The sequence below is a fragment of the Maridesulfovibrio salinus genome (genome assembly GCF_055394525.1).
In genome coordinates, this window is the sequence record NZ_AP042461.1 from 1,482,310 (window position 1) to 1,500,621 (window position 18,312).

Consider the following 18,312-nt stretch of genomic DNA (forward strand, 5'->3'; position numbering starts at 1 on the left):
ATAATTGAGAGGTTCTTGTATCTGTGGTATTGATATTAGGCCATCAAACTCAGATTTATATTAACAGATACAGAGGAACCCAAAATGATTCTAGTACATTACCCCAGTTGAACGACTTCCAGAAAAGCCAAGGCTTGGCTTGAAGATAACGGTATTTCTTTTGAGATCAGGCATATTGTTAAAGAAACCCCGACTCGGGATGAATTCCTGGCCTGGCGGGATATTGCCGGAGTGGACAAGAAGAAATTCGTAAATACAAATGGTAAGAAGTATAAAGAGATGGGGCTGAAGGATACCATTGATTCCATGTCGGACGCAGATCTGTTCGAGCTTATCTCCGGTGACGGGATGCTGGTCAAAAGGCCCATTCTTGTTGCGGAGGATTTTGTTCTTATCGGTTTCAAACAGGCAGACTGGGAAGCTAAGCTTCTATAACTCAGATTTTTTTTCAATCAAACCTACTGTAAAGGGGATGATCAGAAAGCTTAACAGAAAGCAGATCACCCCTTTCCATCCCGCATGTTCATATGCGAATCCGGCTCCTGTTATACCTATCCATCCTCCTGTGTAGTAAAACAGCACGTATAAGGCGTTAGCCTTTCCATGGCTGCCGGTGAGTTTGCGGTTAAGCAGTACCACGGCTACCGTATGCATGGAGAAGAATCCGGCACAGACTCCCAGCAGTCCGACGATAACAGCCGTAATTGAGGGAACAAGTAAAAGCAGCAGTGAAAGCCCCAGAATTGCTGAGCTGCAGATAAGCATTGTTCCTCCGCCGATGCGGCTGCTCATTTTTCCGGCAAGGGGGCCCAGAAAAATACCGAGGACATACACCAAGTATACAAGAGTAATTACTTCTGTAGGAAGATTGAACGGCGGGTGTGAAAGTCGATAGGGAAGATAGTTGAACACAGGCGAGAATATCAGCAGGCTTCCCGCTCCACAGGCGTAAATCAGCAGCAGTTCTCGCTTTTTGAGAAGTGATTTATAGGATTCCATACCATTGCATGTCCGGTCCTTTTCAACTGATTCCTTACTGGCGTAAGGCAGCATGATTACGGCCAGAACAGTTGTCACCACGATTAGTGCGGCTGCGGAAAAGAAAGCATACCTCCAATGCAGTGGCGGATGAATCCATCCCCCGAGCAGCCTTCCACCCAGTCCTCCCATGATGGTGGCTGAGACATAAGATCCCATAACAACACTCAGTCTTTCCGCGGGAAGGGTTCTTGCCAGCCAGGCAGCCAGACTTGTGGTCAGGGCCGGAATGAAAAGTCCCTGAAGCAGACGGGCTCCCACAAGCAGATCGAATTCATGGGTAAGCCCACAGACGGTCCCCCCGACCGCCACAAAGAAACCTCCCCCCAGAAGTATCGGCTGGATCGGATATCGGTCTGACAGATAACCGAAGAATAAATTGGACAGGACAATGCCAAGGATCACAAAAGATACGGTCAGTGACACCTGCACGGGACTGACTCCGAATTCAGCCTCAAGAACGGGTAGAACCGGCTGGGTCAGATAGATATTGGTGAATGAGGCAGAGACCAGAGCAAATACCGCGACCTGTATCTTCCCTGTTTTATGCATGGAAAAATTGTCCTGTTAGTTTTACCTGTTTTGAGTGTGTCAATGACTTTTTGAATAATTGTGCTGTTGAAACGTATTGTCCACACTGTCCGGTTGTCAAGAAACTTGGCTATTGTTTCTTGGTATATAATTGACTGCTGTGGCCATATAGTTTCTTGCGCAAATGAATTCAGCATATTACCCCTATTGTAGCTTAAGGTGATGTTTATGCCTCTAAAGCCATCTGGCTGCCAATTTCAGATATCATGGAGGATATGACAGATATGAAGTCCGTTAAGAATATAGCAGTAGTTGCTCACGACCATTGTAAAAATGAATTGCTCGATTTTGTTGAGTGCAACCTTGATGCGCTCAGCGGGCACAACCTTCTGGCTACGGGAACTACCGGAGGGCTGGTGGAGAAGCTTATTGAGCGAAGAGCAGGTGAGACGGGAAGCGAATTCAAGCCTGTGGACAGGATGAAGTCCGGCCCGCTTGGTGGTGATCAGCAGTTGGGGGCACTTATAGCGGAAGGGCGGATTGACGTTCTTATCTTTTTTTGGGACCCCATGCAGCCCCAGCCGCATGATGTTGATGTGAAAGCGCTTCTTCGTCTGGCAGTCCTTTACAATATCCCCACAGCAAGCAACCGTTCATCTGCAGAGTTTCTTATTTCATCGCCATTCTTTCAGGGTGAATTCGAAAACAAACCTGTTGACTTTAATGACTATCTGACCCGTAAAGTATAGTAAGACTTAATAAATAAAGTGTTTTTTAGTTGGCAACCCATGTTCGGGTTGCCTTTTTTGTTCTCTTTGTTATTTGCTATGCTATCTTATATTGACACTAGGCTGATGATAGATAATAAATATTCGAAATAATGTTTAACAATATTTATTTGCTTATATTTATAAACAGGTCAGGGAGGCATGATGCAATGGGCAGTACTGAAAAAGCTGGGTGTTTTGTTTTTGTGTTCATTTTTGTGTGGGTGCGCGTCCAATATAAACCTAAAGCAGGAGCGTCCGGATAGAAGTACGCAGTATGAACCGGAAGAAGTTATTTCTGATCCGGCTTCAACCGGAATACCTCCGCTCAAGCGGAACGCGAAGTGGTATGGCGATTCAAGTGAGGGGAACCGTCTGTGGCTAGTTGATATGCGCAAAAGCCTTGATGATCTGACCCGCAAGCTGAGTAATAAGCCCGTAATAAAAATATACAATGTAACCCGTAATGATGTCGGTGGGGAAGAGATCAACATTCCGGTGGTGAAAGTCCGTTTTTCGGGAATGGTTTTTTTTGATTCAGGGTCTTTCAAGTTAAAGGCTGAATCCAGATCTGTTTTGAATGCTTTTGCCCGGAAAGTCCTGAAAGATTATCCGGATACGAAAATTCTGCTTCTTGGTCACACCGACAGCGTGGGAAAAGCTAAAAAAAACAAAGAGCTTTCTGAGAAGCGGGCACTCAGTGTGATGGAAGAACTTCATAAGCGTGGGGTTCTTCTGGAAGTTATGAAAACGCTTCCTATCGGCGAAATGAGACCGATTGAGTCAAACCAGACAAAAAAAGGCCGGGCTATGAACCGGCGGGTGGAATTTCTTCTGTCATCAAATGAGCAGGCCAATAGGGAAGTGGTTGTGGATGATAAGGAATTTTGCTCGGGCTGTATTGACGACCACAACCGCAAGCCTGAATTGACGGCAGAAGAAGTGGAGAAAGAAGTCGCCGGTCTCGAAGCTGTCACCCTGGCGGACATATCCGCTAAATCCAAGGAGCGTGATGATATCGTCTCTGATTCCAGTGCTGTTATCAGAAATCATGAAGAGACGGTTGCTAATAAGGTAATTAAGAGCTGTCTGGATGGGGTAAAGATCATCCAGGATCGTTAAAGGAGTTTTTATGAGCTCGGAGAGAGTGGATGTTTCAATACGGGAATGCTTTGAACACTGCCAGAACTGGCAGCTCCCGGAATATGAAGATATTGAGCTGAAGGTTTTTGATGCCGCGGAAAAGGAAGCCTCACACGCTGCTGTTTTCTGCCAGTGTTCCGGAATTACCCAGTCCATGCATACAGTGTGTACTTCTCATATCCGTGATGCCCTGAGTCGTTTTCAGATGATCTATTCCGATTTTATGGCTTCATGTTCTCCTTTCATGGATAAAATTGAGCAGGTTGGACAACTGGAAGAGCAGTACCGCAGAGTAGATGATGAGGTGGATCAGCAGATAAAAGATGAGGATGTAACCCTCAATGCAACCGCGGGGTATGACGAAGCATGCGAAGACCTGCGGGAAGCTTCGCTGCGTTATAAGCGGATAAGGCAGCTTGAAGGCAACAGGGATGTGGTTATGCGCCCCATGTGGCTGTACGTTATTCTGTTAACAATGGTCGCCACCGGGGAGGTGATGATCAACTATAATTTCATGCTGGAGTTCATGGATATTCCGGCTTTTGCATTTGCTTCCGCTGCGGCGGTGGGCGGAGTTGTAGCCTGGGCATCACATGAGCATGGTCGGGCCCTTAAGCAGTTTACCTTTTACTTCGGCAGCCATGTCCGGCCTGAGGAAAAAAAGCATGTAGGGTGGCAGTTTGCAGTGGCCTCCCTGTTTCTTATCGTGGTTTTCATAGCCATTTATTATGTACGGTACATAGCAGTGGTTAATTCGGAAGCCCATATGATGAGGGAGATCGGAGCCAATATCCTGAACAGCGCGCAACAGACCAGCACGGGAATGGGGCCTCATGCATCGGCTTTGACCAGTCTCGGCTCCAACATTGCTGTCTGGGGTATCAGCATCTGGATATCGACCATCTTTCATGACCGGAATCCTCATTATATGGAAGCTGCACAGCAGAAGAGGAACGCCGAAGGACGGCTTAACAGGATTACAAAATCCAGAGACGCCAATGTAAAGGCCCTCAACTCAAGCCGCGCCGTGAAACGGGAGCAGGCCAGAAACGAGATTAAGGCTCTGACGGAAGATCTTGGTGAACACCTCAGCCTTTATAAGCAGGTGCAGGCAAAGCGGGATAAAATAATAAGTCATCTTGTTAATGACGCCAACAGATACATCGCGCTCTACAAGCAGACTCTGGTAAACAGGCTGCTTCAGTCTGATGAAACCAAAATCTATGCTGAAAACAATGAAGTTCTGAGTGCTGAAGAGTACGACCGCATGAACGTTTGTGTGGATGAAAATTATATATCTCAACTCATTCGCTGGTAGGGGGCTTGTCATGATGCGTTTGATTATTTCATTTTTTGTGATCGGTTTAACCATGATTGCTACGCCCGGCTGGGCAATTCTGGGCTCCGGGGTTCCTGATCTTGAGAAGTTCAGGGGAAAGAATACAGAAAGACAGACTCTGGTTTATATTGACCAGAGCATGATGAAAGAAGGGGATACAAGTTGGGCGGACCGGATTGACGCCAAGCTTGCCAGTACGCTCATGCCCGCTGAAAGTGTAACAGTGATGCGCATGGACGCGGATAATGGTGTGGTGGAAGAAGTCTGGTCCGGATACTGGCCTGATTATACTGCCTCGGAAAAGGAAAAATTCAGGAAAGAGCAAAGCGGGGTAGCTGGTTTCTTTTCGAAAGATCCTTTGAAAGAGCTTCCCGAGGAACAGCAGTTTTTTAGGAATCTGCTCGGTGGGGCTCTGGGCAATATCTATAAGTACGGTCTGGGGACGGGCAGAAGTCGCTCCAAAAAAGTAATGCTCGCTCTGGCTTCTGACGAAGACAGATTTAACAAGCCGGGTATGGTCACCCGGGTGATTATTTATTCAGACATGAAGTCAACGCCGCAGAAGCATAAGCTGTCTCTGGATTTTGGTTACTCGGTTTTTTATGTTTTCGGTGTTGACGCGGAACAGACACAGCACAAAGCAGAATGGGATAAAAGGTTTCTGGATGCCCACGGTTTGGTTGCTGCTTTCGGCTCCGATCTTGGAATGGCCAGCGGTGCTCCTGTTTCAGTGAAACGCTACGACCTTGAATTTACGACTACTAAAAATGACTATCTGGGTGACATGGTCCTGCTGGTAACAGAGGACGGTAAGCTGCAGGACAGCTACGCTGCTATCAGAAGCACATCCAGGCCCATTGCATCGCTGATCAAGGGGTCCTGCAAGTTTACCGGGGATACAACAAAAGTTAACGCTGAAACCCGGATCGGCCTTGCGACTTATGAAGATCATGAACAGATTGAGCTTTCAGGCCATGGTGTGCTGAACGGATTTATCGGTCATCCCGAATACAAGCTTGAGAACGGTAACCCCGCGGCCTTCACGCTTAAAGCAACTCCGGTGAACTAATTCGGTTTCAGGCTGCTGCTAAAATTGCATCCACGATGTAAATCTCTAGCGAGTCTCAGAGCTTAAAAAAACTACGTTGGTGGTGCGCCGTAAAAAAACTGAATTCCAAGTATCTCTGAATATGCTTAGATCCTGTCTTTTTTAGACAGTCTGATGATTATGACTTTGTCGTTAAATTCAAACCCGGGCGGTACGGTTGTGTACCGCCCGGGTTTGTTTTATAGGGGCAACAAGAATTCGTATCAGGCGTTACAAGCCTTTCCTGTTTAATAAGGACCGGAGATTAACGTGTCCAAGCACTTTTGAGGGTAATTATGAGTACATCTGTAATGCAGGTTGTGTATAAAGATCATCCAATCAGATATTATGTTGTAGGCAAGGTCGCTTATGTCTGTCCACAGGACCTTGTTCCGATTATGAAGCTTGATTCCAAGGAGATTGATCCAGCCGGAGAGAAAGCATGGGATAAAGTCGAGGCCGGGAGAAGAATATTTCCTTATTTTGAATTTTTTGAGTGGTTCTCGGAGCAGTTTGACAGCTATGATTATTCCGATGATGTGATTCTTCCCGATCCAATGCCCTGGTAGATTCGATGCAGGGAGCATGACTGTTTAATGAAATGAAGATTGCCTCGGCATTCCAGTATGCCGGGGTTTATTTGAGTAATGCAACACAGGCGGCCTGATTTTTGATTAAGAGTTCGGGTGTGGATAGATTGATTTCCAACCTCTTTACGGAGAATTTATGTTTAAGAAAATAATGCTCTTGCTGGCTGTCATTCTGTTTTCCTGCACGATTGCATACGCCGATGATTACCATGTGCGTGTGTCGTCGTTTATTCCCAGCGAGGGTGAATCTGTGTTTGACGGGAAGTCCTTGAGCGATGGCAATTATACGACCGGATGGATTGAGAAGGGAGACAGTGAAGGCGCAGGAGAGTGGCTGCATTTCTTTTTTCCGGCAAAAGTTATAGTGGACTCTGTTATCCTAAGGAACGGTATCGGAACAGGTAAAGATTTTGAGAAGGTTAACCGGGTTAAGAAAGTCGTTGTCTCTTTCTCTGACGGTCAGCGGCAGGAATTTGCCCTTCAAGACACTACCAAGCTCCAGCAACTAAAAGTCGCGGATTATCCTACGACCAATCTGGGGTTCTCAATACATTCAGTTTATTCTTCCGGTGAAATAGGAGATGCCGGGATTTCAGAAGTGGACATAAACTATCACCGCCCCTCAGAGCAGGAACTCGCAGCCCTTAATTCCGGCAAGGCTGAAGGCAAAGCCGAACCTAAACCGCCTGAACAGGTCCGCAAGCTCTCGGATAAAGAAAAAGAAGTGCTCAAAAAGAAAATGAGTAAACTTGAGCACAAAAAGGCAGTTCTCGAGGAATTGAAAGTTTTTTTCGACAGGCTCTATACTAATTTCGTGACTATTAGCGAAGAGTATCCCCGGATGTTTACAGAGGATAATTTTCTGCGTGAAAGTGCCATGTTTGAGAGTTTCAGGTCCATGCTTGAAACCAGAGGTGTGTTGCAGAAATATCATGAAGCGGTTGTTTCAACTTCCGGCCTGCGCTATTCAATCAGAACCCTGACACCGAATGAAGTGGAATTATGGGTCAAAGGCGAATACTCGGTGATTTTTGATATGCGTGACAACAAAGTGCGCGAAAACGCTCTGTACCACTTGAAGAAAGAATATGGCGAGTGGAAGGTTAAGAACAAGACTGAATACTGATTGCTTATCGCATCCTCTCCTGTACTTGTGAGGGGTTATTCCCTCCATGCGCGGTTCTTTTGTCAGAAGCTCTACATTGCCGGAATAAACGGGCCAGCTTGGGGGATTTATTCTGCTGTAAGACAAGAGGTTAATTCCGGCAGTGTCTTGCTACTTAAGTTTCAGCGTGTTAAGGCAGGAAGTTGGAATCTGAGAAAGGTATAATAACTTTCAACTCTCGTTGATTATTTTGCCAAGTGCTTTTGGAAAACGGGCCGGCAGTGATGCTGTTCTGCCATGTTCTCGAAAACTTTCTGGCGCGGGGAGGCTATTGGTAAACAGTTTCTTCGACGTTTTGAACCCGCAAAAGGGGAGGGGTCATGAGTAAGGACAGCAATGATTTGAATGATGGTATGGTCTGCCGGAAAAGGCCTTCCAGTGAACCCGGAAAACCGGAAGTAGAAGATTGCCACGTTCTCGGCTCTCAGGACCCACTTATCCACCGCCTACAGGCTGTCCTTCGCTTCGCGGTCAAGGCTTTGGCTGTGCTTATGACCTTTGTCATACTCTGGGGTATTCTGGATGTGGTTTATGTCCTCTATACCAAGATGACAACTCCTCCTTATTTCCTGCTGAATATCAATGATATACTTGCTACTTTTGGAGCATTCATGGCAGTGCTCATCGCCATTGAGATATTTGCCAACATCGTGATGTATCTTGAGGACAACATTATCCATATCCGTCTGGTGCTTGCCACGGCCCTCATGGCTGCGGCCCGTAAGGTTATAGTTCTGGACTTCAAGGCTGTGGACTGGCCGTATGTGTCAAGTCTTGGGGTTGTTATCGTGTCTCTGGGCGTGACCTATTATCTGCTGACAAAACAAAAGTAAGCATATGGACTGTCTTCACTTATAAGTTTCAGAAAGCTTCTTTACGCCGTTGTCTGCCATTCCTGTCTGTTTATATTACGATAAGCCATCATCGGTTTCGTAAAGTGAAATCTCAGCCTGCTTTAAGCTTACAATTTGATAGGTCAGTGCTGTACTGATAAGAAAACTGGAACCAGGGTATGCATGCATACACTGGTTCCAGTTTTATTACTTATGGAGCAGTACCTTATCGCTCTGCCGGAGTATTTTGCTATTTGGTGTGGTGCGTCCAGTATTCGACATTGGGACTGAGGTGCAGGAGTCCGAATTCCTGTCCCAGCTCAATCAGAAGTACTGCTGCAAAACAAACAATGAGTATAATTCCGGACATTTTGCGCAGGGATCCAGCCGGGGAATATTTCCAGACAATGAATCCGGGCAGAATTCCGAAGATAATACATTCGCCGACTCCACCTACGAGGTTGATGGCTACAAGGAATATGTCAGGATAAAGAAGGCCTACTGCCAGAGGAGGCAGGAAGGAAAGTGTCCAGACCAGAATTTTGCTCTTGCTGTTGAAATGTGTGGCGGTAAGGTCTCGCATGAAGCTCATGAGCGCTGTTCCGTTAGCCATGAAGGCCGTGGACATGGCAACAACCGCGAAAATCAGTCCCACATAAGTGAAAACCGGTGTCTGAAGAAGTTTTTCCAGCGGAATAGTGGCCGGGTCGTTATTTCCGAAAGCAGTGATCAGATCAATGTGGGTTTCAGGGTTGGAAAGCGGAAGTGCACCCAGAACAACCAGGAGCCATACAATATTCATAGCCATGCCGATGGTGGTTCCGCCTATTATTGCTGTTCTTATCTTTTTACGGTCATGGTTGAGAGTCCGGCAGATGCTCGGAATGATGTTGTGGAAATGGAAAGCCATCAGAAGTACCGGCAGCCCTGCAGGTATATATGTCCAGTCGAGTTTGTCGAGATTCACCGTGGATACGTCCGGTACAACCATGAAAACCAGCGCTCCGAAAGTTATCCACATGATAGTGACCATGTACGGGGTGCATTTTTTCATCATCTGCATTCCGAATGCGGTCATTCCGGTCACCAGCAGGAAATAGAGAATCATGACAACAGGTTTGGGCAAAGAGGATTGCAGGCTCATTATGATTGCGGATATTCCGCAAAGATAGGCCACAAGTACCCCGTAAAGTATGATCAGGTTGGCAACAATTGTCACCCATTTGCCCGCGGCTCCCAGCTCCTGCTGAAAGAATGTCGGCAGATCGGCATGCTCGTTTGTGGTGAGGCTCTTCTGTTCTGAGTATATCAAGGCCGTGTAAGTCATGAGAACCCACATGAACAGGGTGGCGGCAACAGATGGAAAAAATCCTGCTGCACAAAGGTTTACCGGAAGGGCAAGAATCCCTGCCCCGAGCATGTTACCGACCACAACAAACATCATGGACATGGCTGAAACTGGTTTTTCCTGATTCATGATCTCTCCTTTGAAGTTTATAATAAAAAAGTGCCGTGGAAGCTGGCTTCCACGGCACTCATGTTATTTGCAGGTAGCCCCAAGGTTGAGCGGGTGGGTATGGACCATGCTTTCAGGAGAAAGAGCCTTATCCAGATCTTCTTTGGACATATACCCTTTTTCAATTACTACATCATAAACCGAACGTCCCGAATTGAGAGCTTCATTCGCCACTTCGGTAGATTTTTCGTAGCCTATGTAGGGGTTGAGGGCCGTTACCAGACCGATACTGTTTTCAACGTATCCGCGGCATACATCCTCATTGGCGGTGATTCCTTCTACACAGCGGTCTGCCAGAGTCCTGAAACCGCGCCGCATTATAGTAAGGGAATTGAGAAGGCTCGCGGCTATTACCGGTTCCATTACATTCAGTTCCAGCTGCCCGGCTTCTGCAGCCATGGATACGGTAACATCTCCGCCGATAACTGTGAAAGCTATCTGGTTGACTACTTCTGGGATGATCGGATTGACTTTGCCGGGCATTATTGATGATCCGGGGGCCATACGCGGGAGATTGATTTCGTTCAATCCGCAACGGGGTCCGGAAGACAGAAGTCTGAGATCATTGCATATCTTTGAAATTTTTACTGCAACACGTTTGAGCACACCGGAAAGCTGCACGTATGCTCCGGTATCTTGTGTAGCCTCAACCAGATCCGGAGCGAGTTCAAGCTCAAAACCGGTCAGTTCCTTCAGTTTTTCAGTTACAATCTCAGCATATCTGGGTGGAGCATTCAGGCCTGTCCCGATAGCCGTTCCGCCCATGTTTATTTCGCAGATCAGCTGCTTGGCTTCACGAACCCTTTCAATATCCTCACCGATCATAATAGAGTAGGAAGTAAATTCTTGCCCCAGAGTCATGGGTACTGCGTCCTGAAGCTGGGTGCGACCCATTTTCAGAATATGAGCGAATTCCCTGCCTTTAGCCGCAAAGCTCTTCTGCAGGTATTCCATTGCCTCAATGAGCTGATCCATCTTGGATATTAAAGTCAGCCGCAGGCATGTGGGGTAAACGTCGTTGGTAGACTGCGCCATGTTGATATGGCTGTTGGGGTGCAGATGTTCATACTCGCCAAGCTTGAAGCCGAGATGCTGAAGGCCTATGTTGGCGATTACCTCGTTGGCATTCATGTTGGTGGATGTTCCAGCCCCGCCCTGAATTATGTCCACAATGAACTGGTCGTGATACTTATCATCGAGAAGCTCATCACAGGCAAAAACGATGGCTTTAGTTTTTTCGTCATCAATTTTACCCAGCTCATTGTTAGTCAGAGCTGCGGCTTTTTTGATGTAGGCCAGAGAATAAATGATCTGGGGGTAGTGGGATATAGGAATTCCGGTGATGCTGAAGTTTTCAGCAGCTCTCATGGTCTGGGCCCCGTAATGGGCATCCTGAGGAACTTCCTTTTGTCCGATGCAGTCATGTTCAATGCGAAAATTCATTTTTGTCTCCATGAATTGGCTTATAAAGATGGAGTGGAACGCTCACTTCCGGTCTGATGCTTTTAAAAGGGTTTCAGCAGATAGAAGCCGGATATGATTGTATCTGTCCCCTGACTTTTTCTATCACACTGGTATCCGGGGTCAATACAACTTAATGAATTGTTTATTTTCGCGATATTGGAACGGGTTTATGCTTTTTTTGTAAATTTACGGCAGGAGATTATTCTCAGTATGAAAAGCTGTTTTTTCCAGAGGCTTTTGCCCGGTACATAGCTTCGTCAGCAAGGCGGACCAGAACTTCTTTTTCAGTTCCGCTTTCCGGGTAGGTGCTTATACCGATGCTCACCCCAAGGCGGTACACTTTTTCGGCAAGATAAAACGGGGCGCGCATGGTTTCTATTATACGCTGAGCCACGACCTCCACTTCCGTTTCTGAGCCTATGTCCTGCAGAATGAAAATGAATTCGTCACCGCCTATCCGGGAAACAGTGTCACTGGTGCGCAGACAGTCGCTGAATCTCCCGGCGACCTCTTTGAGCACCGCATCTCCGGCAATATGCCCGAGTTCATCGTTAACGGGCTTGAAGTTGTCGAGGTCGGCGTAAAGGACTGCCACTTTCATTCCTGTCCTTTTAGAGTGGGATATTGCCTGCTTTATGCGGTCGTCAAAGAGAACCCGGTTGGGCAATCCTGTAAGGCTGTCATACATGGCAAGCCTCCGCATGGTTTCCTCATGCTCTTTTCGTTCGGAAATATCGAGCATAAAACCGTCAAAACGTATGATGTTGCCTTCTTCGTCCTTAATGGCGGTAACTGTCTCGGCTCCCCAGAATGAGGATCCGTCACGGCAGCGGTGTTCGGCTTCGAAATTTTCCGTGTATCCGAATTCATTGAGGATTGTGATTAATCTTCTCCGGCTGTCCGAGGAGACATAGCATTGGGTGGAAATGTTGCTTACTTCCCCGGTGAGATCTTTTTCGTCAGTATAGCCGTAGTATTTGGCAAGTTGCGGATTTGCACTGATGAATTTTCCTTCCGGGGTACTCTGATAGATTCCAAACGGGGCGTTCTCAACTATTGTACGGTATTTTTCTTCAGCGGAATGAAGAGCCTGGGTCTCTTTACGGCGTTCGGTGATGTCAACAATGAATCCTACTATACTGTTTTCTTCTGCCAGTTTCTTACCTCTTTCATGAACCCAGCGCAGTGAACCGCTGCTGTGTTGTATACGATAGTCCACAGTGAAGGATTTCTTTTTGGAGATGGCATCCTCAATCGTTACTTTTACCCTGTTTCGGTCTTCGGGATGAATAATTTCATTGAATCTGTTTCTACCGCCGTTTAGAAAATCGTATTCCGAATAACCGCTGATCTTACTTATCTTGGGACTTATGAATTCCATGGAGTAGGGCTGGCTCTGTTCACATTTGTAAATCGCACCGGGAACATTTGCAGAAATAGCTTCAAACAGTTCATCCTTACGCTTCAGTTCTTTATTCTGGAAAATCAGCAGTTGCTTGGAACGGTAGTAATAAAAGAAAAAAATAACACCGAAAATTGTGAAGCCCATGAAAGCGATCATGGCGAATCTGGCGGTTCGAACCGAGGACATGGTGTTGCTCACGTCAGATTCCGGAGCGGAGAGGGCGATAATCAGTTTCAGATCTCCGATTCTGACGCTGTCCCAGGCCATCAGTTTTCGGACTTTGTCACCCCCCCTTATTGTGTAAAATGTGTATTCACTCTTTCCGCTGGTTTCATGCAGCATTCTGGAATCAAGCTTAATCAGATCTGGAAATTGTTTATGCAGTTCGAAAATATTCTTGCCGATAACTTCCTTTTCAAGATCAAAAAGAACAGTGCCCGAACCATCAATAGCGTATCCCGACCCGAAGGTTCCTATCTGCATGGGGGCTATATATTTATCGAGGAGAAATCCAAGATCCACCACCAATGTCAGTATTCCCTTAAAACTGTTGTCAATCCATAAGGGCATAAGAAGACCCGCACACCTGAAATCCTCATATACAACAGGTCGCGGGGTTATAAACCCATCGGGTTTGCCCGAAAGTGTCGAATAGTACTTTTCGGTCCATTTCCGGGCCTGTCTGCTTGCTATGCCTGCTTTAGGCGATGTGATTCCAGAGTTGATTCTTTCATTGCCATCGTCTGTGGAAAAACTGATATACAGAAGGGATTCAAGGGCATTTTTTTTGATTTTGAAAAGTCTTTTTATTGAGCTGTCGGATCTGTTACCCCTGAGGTAATCTTCAAGAGAATATCTGGATATGACCTGAGCTGTACCCAGAATGTTGTCCAGTCTGTCGCTAAGTGCGGTTGCAGCCAGTTTGGTCTGCAGGGTCTGCTGTTGGCTGAATATTTTTTCCTGGTCGCTGATAACAAGGTTGTCCAGAGTAATACCTGTCGCACCGCCGACACCCAAAATAACCAGCAGGGCCAGTATTAGTTTGAACGGTAACCATTTGTTCAAAAATAACTGTTCCTGTTCTGGGTTCTGCAATTAAGACTCCGTACTTTAATAATATAACTTATGTTTTTGAGGTATTTCAAAAAACAGTCGGGCTCTATTATAATTTTTGGAAGCGACCATTGAGCTTTGTCATAAAGCCTACATTATTGCGCAGGCCATCTGCAACATATAATGCAATTCCGGACCATATGAATATAAATGTGATTGCTCTGGCACCGCTGAATGGTTCTTTATAAAGGAAAACACCCAGCAGCAGTGCCAGTGTCGGAGCTATGTATTGCATCATCCCCAGCGTGACCAGCCTGAGTTTTCTTGCTCCGTGAGCAAAGAACAGCAGAGGCATTGAAGTCGCGGCCCCGGCTCCAATAAGAAGTATATTCTCACTGAACCCTATTTTGATGCTGCTGATATCTCCTGTTATTGCCAGCCAGAGGAGATATCCTGCGGAAATAGGAAAAAGCACAGCCGTTTCAATGAAAAGGCCCGGGAGGGATTCCACTTTCATTACTTTGCGTACCAGCCCGTAGAATCCGAAAGAAATTGCCAGAGTCAGCGCAATAGCCGGGATTCTTCCGTAGTCGTATATTGAGTAGGCGACTCCGCAGGCAGCAAGTGCAATGGCGGCGGCCTGTAGTCTGTTCAGCCTTTCTTTCATGAAAATAAATCCCAGCAGCGCATTCATCAGGGGAGTCATATAATACCCCATACTGGTATCAACCACATGATTATGGTTTACCGCCCAGATGTATACGAACCAGTTGCAGCCTATCAGGCAACTGCTGGCTGTGAGGAGTATTTTTCCCTTTTTGTCATTGATTGCCAGGCGCACTTCTTTCCAGCGTCCTTTAAGAGTGAGGAGCGCACCGACAAAAAACATGGACCAGACGATTCTGTTGCAGAGAAGTTCAAGGGAGGGGACGCTTTCAAGGGCTTTCCAATAAATTGGCAATAGACCCCACATTATAAATGCGCCTGCTGCGAAAAAAAGGCCGTCTTTAGTGTTTTTATCCATTCCCGAATCCGTTTATTTAAGTCATTAGAGGCGGGAACTTTATGTCAAACCCCTGCTCCTTGCAATATACTTATGTTGTAGAGAGCAAAAGATTGTGGACTAAGTGCTTATGTCAATGCACAGGATTGGTGACTTCGGGGTTTCGTAGAGCTTTGTCGAAACAGTTACACAGTTGTTTCCCGATGCAAGTGAAATATACGGGGCTGTGGTATGCCAGTCTTTTCCTGTTTTTATTGTCAGGTAATATTCCTTGAGGGAGTGGTCCGCTCCAGGAGGGGCCGGCTGGTAGATCAGCCTTCTGTTTTCTTTTAGCTTGTATGGATTACAGATTGTCTCCGAACTCTGGATTCCCTTTGAGTCCAGTATATATGCACATTCAATATTGGAGTTTTCGGTAATGAAAGATGAAAGAATTGAATCGGAAGAGCCGGGTAGCCCATCCATAAGAGCCTCGCGCAGCTTTGCTGTCATTCTTTTGTAAATCTTTTCCCTTATCTTCTGCTGATTCAGTTTTTCCAGCATATGGGTTTTGAAACGTGATGCCAGAATGTTTATCTGCTTGATTTTTTTAGGTTGCACAGCCTGAACCGGTGCCGGCTTTCCGAAGTAGTAACCCTGAAAAACATCAATGCCAATGCTCATCAGAGTAAGGGCCTCTTCAACTTTCTCAATGCCTTCAGCCAGGGGCAGGGTCCCGGTCCTGTCTGCAAGGCTGACTAATGAGCGGGTTACTTCCAGATTATGAAATTTTTTATGGATGTCCTCAATCAGAGATCTGTCTATCTTGATTATGTCAGGCTTCAATTCCGGTATCCTGTCAAGATTTGAATGCCCGGTTCCAATGTCATCAAGGGCAATCAGAAATCCTCTTTTGCGGGCCTTCTCGACAAAAGTGGAAAGAGCTTTGTCGCTTCCTGCTTTTGATTCAATTATTTCAAGAATGACATTATTTGTGGGAATTCCGTACTCTGCGGCCATCTTGCCGGTGAGTCCGTGGTTAATTGAGTCATGGTTTATAATGGCAGCATCTATGTTGACAGACAAAAGCAAAGAACGGTCAGCTCTGGAAATGGGAGCAAAAGTTTCAAGGGCTTTTCTTCGGCAGGCCCTGTCGAGCCTTGTCAAAGTCCATAAGTCTTCACACATGGCGAAAAGAGTAAACGGTGGGATCAATTCCCCGCTGTATGGGTTTATAGCTCTCGCCAGAGCCTCGTAACCAAGAAGTGACTTGCGGTTCATGGATACAAGCGGCTGCAGAAAGGTTACTATACATTCTCGTTCAATCAGTTCGTGGATGGATATTTCAGGGGCAGTATTCATTTCAACAGTCGCTTTTTTTACAATTCCCAAGAAAAAGCCGGAAGGGTGGGAAGTCCCTTCCGGCCGGGGAAGGTCCGGTGGAGGTGGTCACCGGGCCGGGGGATGGGCCCTTCTGCCGATGAAGAACCCGATCCTGCTTTACACTAATTGGGGTTATAGTGATTCACTTAGAGGTTAAAGTGATTCTTCTCCTGTTCTGATTCTTATGGTGCGGTTGAGATCCTGCACGAAGATTACACCGTCACCTTCCTTGCCTGTCTGGGCTCCTGTTTTGATGGCTTCGAGAGCTTCATCAAGCTTTTCTTCGGCAAGGCCGATTTCAATACGTACTTTTTTGAGCAGGTTAACTTCCATTACAACTCCTCGGTAGGTTTCAGTGAAGCCGGCCTGTCTTCCGGAACCGAGAATGTTAGTTACAGATATTGAGTAGATGCCTTTAGTGTAGAGAGCCTGTTTAACAGGAGTCAGGCACTCGGGGCGGATATATGCGATGATAAGTTTCATTGTTTTATTCCTCTCTTGCTGATTGTTCGATTATTCGTTGGAGAAGATCTGGAAACCGTTGTATGATTCCATGCCGTGTTCAGCGATGTCGAGGCCCTTCATTTCTTCTTCGGCGGTTACCCTGATACCGATTATGGCCTTGGCTATGGTGAAAGCTACCAGTCCTGCGCCGAAGGCCCACACAAAGCAGACCGCGATTCCGATAAGCTGGGGGACTACCAGTGAGAAGCCGCCGCCGTAAAAGAGTCCTCCTGCACCATCATTAAGGGCGGGAGAGGTGAAAAGTCCGCAGGCCAGAGTTCCCCATGCGCCACATACGCCATGGACGGAGACTGCACCAACCGGGTCATCAACTTTCAGAATTTTATCAATGAACTCAATTGAAAGAACTACCAGTAGACCTGAGATGAGCCCTATGATTATAGCGGCAGCCGGAGTTACAGTGGCGCAGGGGGCGGTGATACCGACCAGTCCTGCCAGTGCGCCGTTACAGGTCATGGAGATATCAGGCTTGCCGAATCTGAACCATGAGGTTGCCATTGCTCCAAGTGTTCCCGCGCAGGCTGAAAGGCTTGTTGTTACGGCGATGAGGCCGATGGATCCGTCTGCAGTGGTGGTGGAACCGGGGTTGAAGCCGAACCAGCCGAACCAGAGAATGAATACACCAAGTGAAGCAAGAGGAATATTGTGTCCGGGAATAGCTTTTGCTTTGCCGTCTGCAGTATATTTACCAATGCGGGGTCCAAGTATTATCGCGCCTGCAAGTGCTATCCAGCCACCTACGGAGTGAACAACAGTGGAGCCTGCGAAGTCCATGAATCCGATTCCTTCAAGCCAGCCAGCTCCAGCATCACCAAGCCACAGGGAGCCCCAGGCCCAATGGCCGGAGATAGGATAGATAAGACCGGTTACGATGCATGTTACCAGAATATATCCGCTGAATTTAGTACGTTCGGCAATACCGCCTGAAACGATTGTGGCTGCAGTGGCTGCAAAGACGGACTGGAAGAACCAGAAAGTAAGGGTCCACTGTGAGTCCGGATCGGTCAGGCCGGTTCCTGAGAGTCCGAAGCCGGATGATCCGATGAATCCGCCTGCATCCAGACCAAACATCAGTCCGAATCCGAAAAGGAAAAAGATGATGGATCCGGTGGAAAAATCGAGAAAGTTTTTCATCAGGATGTTACCGGCGCTTTTGGCTCTGGTGAATCCTGCTTCTACGCATGCAAATCCTGCCTGCATGAACATTACAAGAATAGCAGCAATGAGGGTCCAGAGAATGTTACCGTGAGCCTGAGTCATGGCTTCTTCTGCTGCAAAAGCTGCAGAGGGAGCCATAAGAAGCATGAGAGTTGCAAGGGCCGGTATTTTACGGCCTGCCAGTGAAAGTTTAGTAGTCATACAGTCCTCCTTAGGGATGTTGATTGCTTCAAGGATGTGTTTTTATAAGCATGAGGCGTGCCATTTTTGTAAGAGTCTGAAATGATTGTGTTTTATTTTATAAAGAGAAAAACACTACTTACAAAAATGTAT

Annotated in this window: 15 protein-coding genes and 1 pseudogene; 8 read left to right on the plus strand and 8 right to left on the minus strand. The window is 46.7% G+C overall.

All coding sequences use genetic code 11. The annotated features are described in order from the left end of the window. Positions 1 to 123: 123 nt before the first annotated feature. A pseudogene (locus ACZ5PW_RS06590) lies at positions 124 to 435 on the plus strand (Spx/MgsR family RNA polymerase-binding regulatory protein); the annotation flags it as partial. Here ACZ5PW_RS06590 and ACZ5PW_RS06595 read toward each other — a convergent pair. Continuing rightward, complete coding sequence (locus tag ACZ5PW_RS06595; protein ID WP_464559122.1) at positions 430 to 1,590, minus strand: MFS transporter; 1,161 nt, start codon at positions 1,588 to 1,590, stop codon at positions 430 to 432. The pseudogene ACZ5PW_RS06590 and the gene ACZ5PW_RS06595 sit on opposite strands and share 6 nt — an antisense overlap. Positions 1,591 to 1,844: 254 nt before the next feature. Here ACZ5PW_RS06595 and ACZ5PW_RS06600 point away from each other — a divergent pair, with 254 nt between their 5' ends. From ACZ5PW_RS06600 to ACZ5PW_RS06630, 7 genes are all read left to right on the plus strand, one after another. Next, entirely contained in the window at positions 1,845 to 2,318 is a 474-nt protein-coding gene (locus tag ACZ5PW_RS06600) for a methylglyoxal synthase (protein ID WP_464559124.1), read from the plus strand. A gap of 183 nt (positions 2,319 to 2,501) precedes the next feature. Next, positions 2,502 to 3,458, plus strand: a complete 957-nt coding sequence (locus ACZ5PW_RS06605; protein ID WP_464559126.1) for an OmpA family protein — start codon at positions 2,502 to 2,504, stop codon at positions 3,456 to 3,458. 10 nt (positions 3,459 to 3,468) lie between these two features. After that, a complete protein-coding gene (locus ACZ5PW_RS06610; RefSeq protein WP_464559128.1) occupies positions 3,469 to 4,797 on the plus strand; it encodes a hypothetical protein in 1,329 nt (442 codons plus the stop codon). A gap of 10 nt (positions 4,798 to 4,807) precedes the next feature. Further along, the gene (locus ACZ5PW_RS06615) at positions 4,808 to 5,887 is read left to right on the plus strand and encodes a hypothetical protein (protein ID WP_464559130.1); all 1,080 of its coding nucleotides are present in this window, start codon (positions 4,808 to 4,810) and stop codon (positions 5,885 to 5,887) included. A 314-nt stretch (positions 5,888 to 6,201) separates the two neighbouring features. Continuing rightward, positions 6,202 to 6,474, plus strand: coding sequence for a hypothetical protein (locus ACZ5PW_RS06620; protein ID WP_464559132.1), 273 nt, complete (start codon positions 6,202 to 6,204; stop codon positions 6,472 to 6,474). Positions 6,475 to 6,631: 157 nt separating this feature from the next. Beyond that, positions 6,632 to 7,621 (plus strand): NADase-type glycan-binding domain-containing protein, encoded by a 990-nt coding sequence (locus tag ACZ5PW_RS06625; protein WP_464559134.1) that lies wholly within the window; start codon positions 6,632 to 6,634, stop codon positions 7,619 to 7,621. Between the two features lie 359 nt (positions 7,622 to 7,980). Beyond that, positions 7,981 to 8,493 (plus strand): phosphate-starvation-inducible PsiE family protein, encoded by a 513-nt coding sequence (locus ACZ5PW_RS06630; RefSeq protein ID WP_464559136.1) that lies wholly within the window; start codon positions 7,981 to 7,983, stop codon positions 8,491 to 8,493. A 250-nt stretch (positions 8,494 to 8,743) separates the two neighbouring features. Here ACZ5PW_RS06630 and ACZ5PW_RS06635 read toward each other — a convergent pair whose 3' ends face one another. The 7 genes from ACZ5PW_RS06635 to ACZ5PW_RS06665 all read right to left on the minus strand — a co-directional run bounded on the left by ACZ5PW_RS06635 (position 8,744) and on the right by ACZ5PW_RS06665 (position 18,180). Next, the gene (locus ACZ5PW_RS06635) at positions 8,744 to 9,970 is read right to left on the minus strand and encodes an aromatic amino acid transport family protein (protein WP_464559138.1); all 1,227 of its coding nucleotides are present in this window, start codon (positions 9,968 to 9,970) and stop codon (positions 8,744 to 8,746) included. A gap of 63 nt (positions 9,971 to 10,033) precedes the next feature. Next, positions 10,034 to 11,452, minus strand: coding sequence for an aspartate ammonia-lyase (gene aspA / locus ACZ5PW_RS06640; RefSeq protein ID WP_464559140.1), 1,419 nt, complete (start codon positions 11,450 to 11,452; stop codon positions 10,034 to 10,036). 226 nt (positions 11,453 to 11,678) lie between these two features. Then, positions 11,679 to 13,973, minus strand: a complete 2,295-nt coding sequence (locus tag ACZ5PW_RS06645; RefSeq protein ID WP_464559142.1) for a PAS domain-containing protein — start codon at positions 13,971 to 13,973, stop codon at positions 11,679 to 11,681. A 67-nt stretch (positions 13,974 to 14,040) separates the two neighbouring features. Further along, positions 14,041 to 14,955, minus strand: coding sequence for an EamA family transporter RarD (gene rarD, locus ACZ5PW_RS06650; protein ID WP_464559144.1), 915 nt, complete (start codon positions 14,953 to 14,955; stop codon positions 14,041 to 14,043). A gap of 99 nt (positions 14,956 to 15,054) precedes the next feature. Further along, positions 15,055 to 16,305: an EAL domain-containing protein gene (locus tag ACZ5PW_RS06655; protein ID WP_464559146.1), complete on the minus strand. Its 1,251-nt coding sequence runs from the start codon at positions 16,303 to 16,305 to the stop codon at positions 15,055 to 15,057. 144 nt (positions 16,306 to 16,449) lie between these two features. Next, the gene (locus ACZ5PW_RS06660) at positions 16,450 to 16,779 is read right to left on the minus strand and encodes a P-II family nitrogen regulator (protein WP_464559148.1); all 330 of its coding nucleotides are present in this window, start codon (positions 16,777 to 16,779) and stop codon (positions 16,450 to 16,452) included. A gap of 30 nt (positions 16,780 to 16,809) precedes the next feature. Then, positions 16,810 to 18,180 carry an ammonium transporter gene (locus ACZ5PW_RS06665; protein ID WP_464559150.1) on the minus strand — a complete coding sequence of 457 codons (1,371 nt, stop codon included), beginning with the start codon at positions 18,178 to 18,180 and terminating at the stop codon, positions 16,810 to 16,812. Positions 18,181 to 18,312 lie beyond the last annotated feature (132 nt).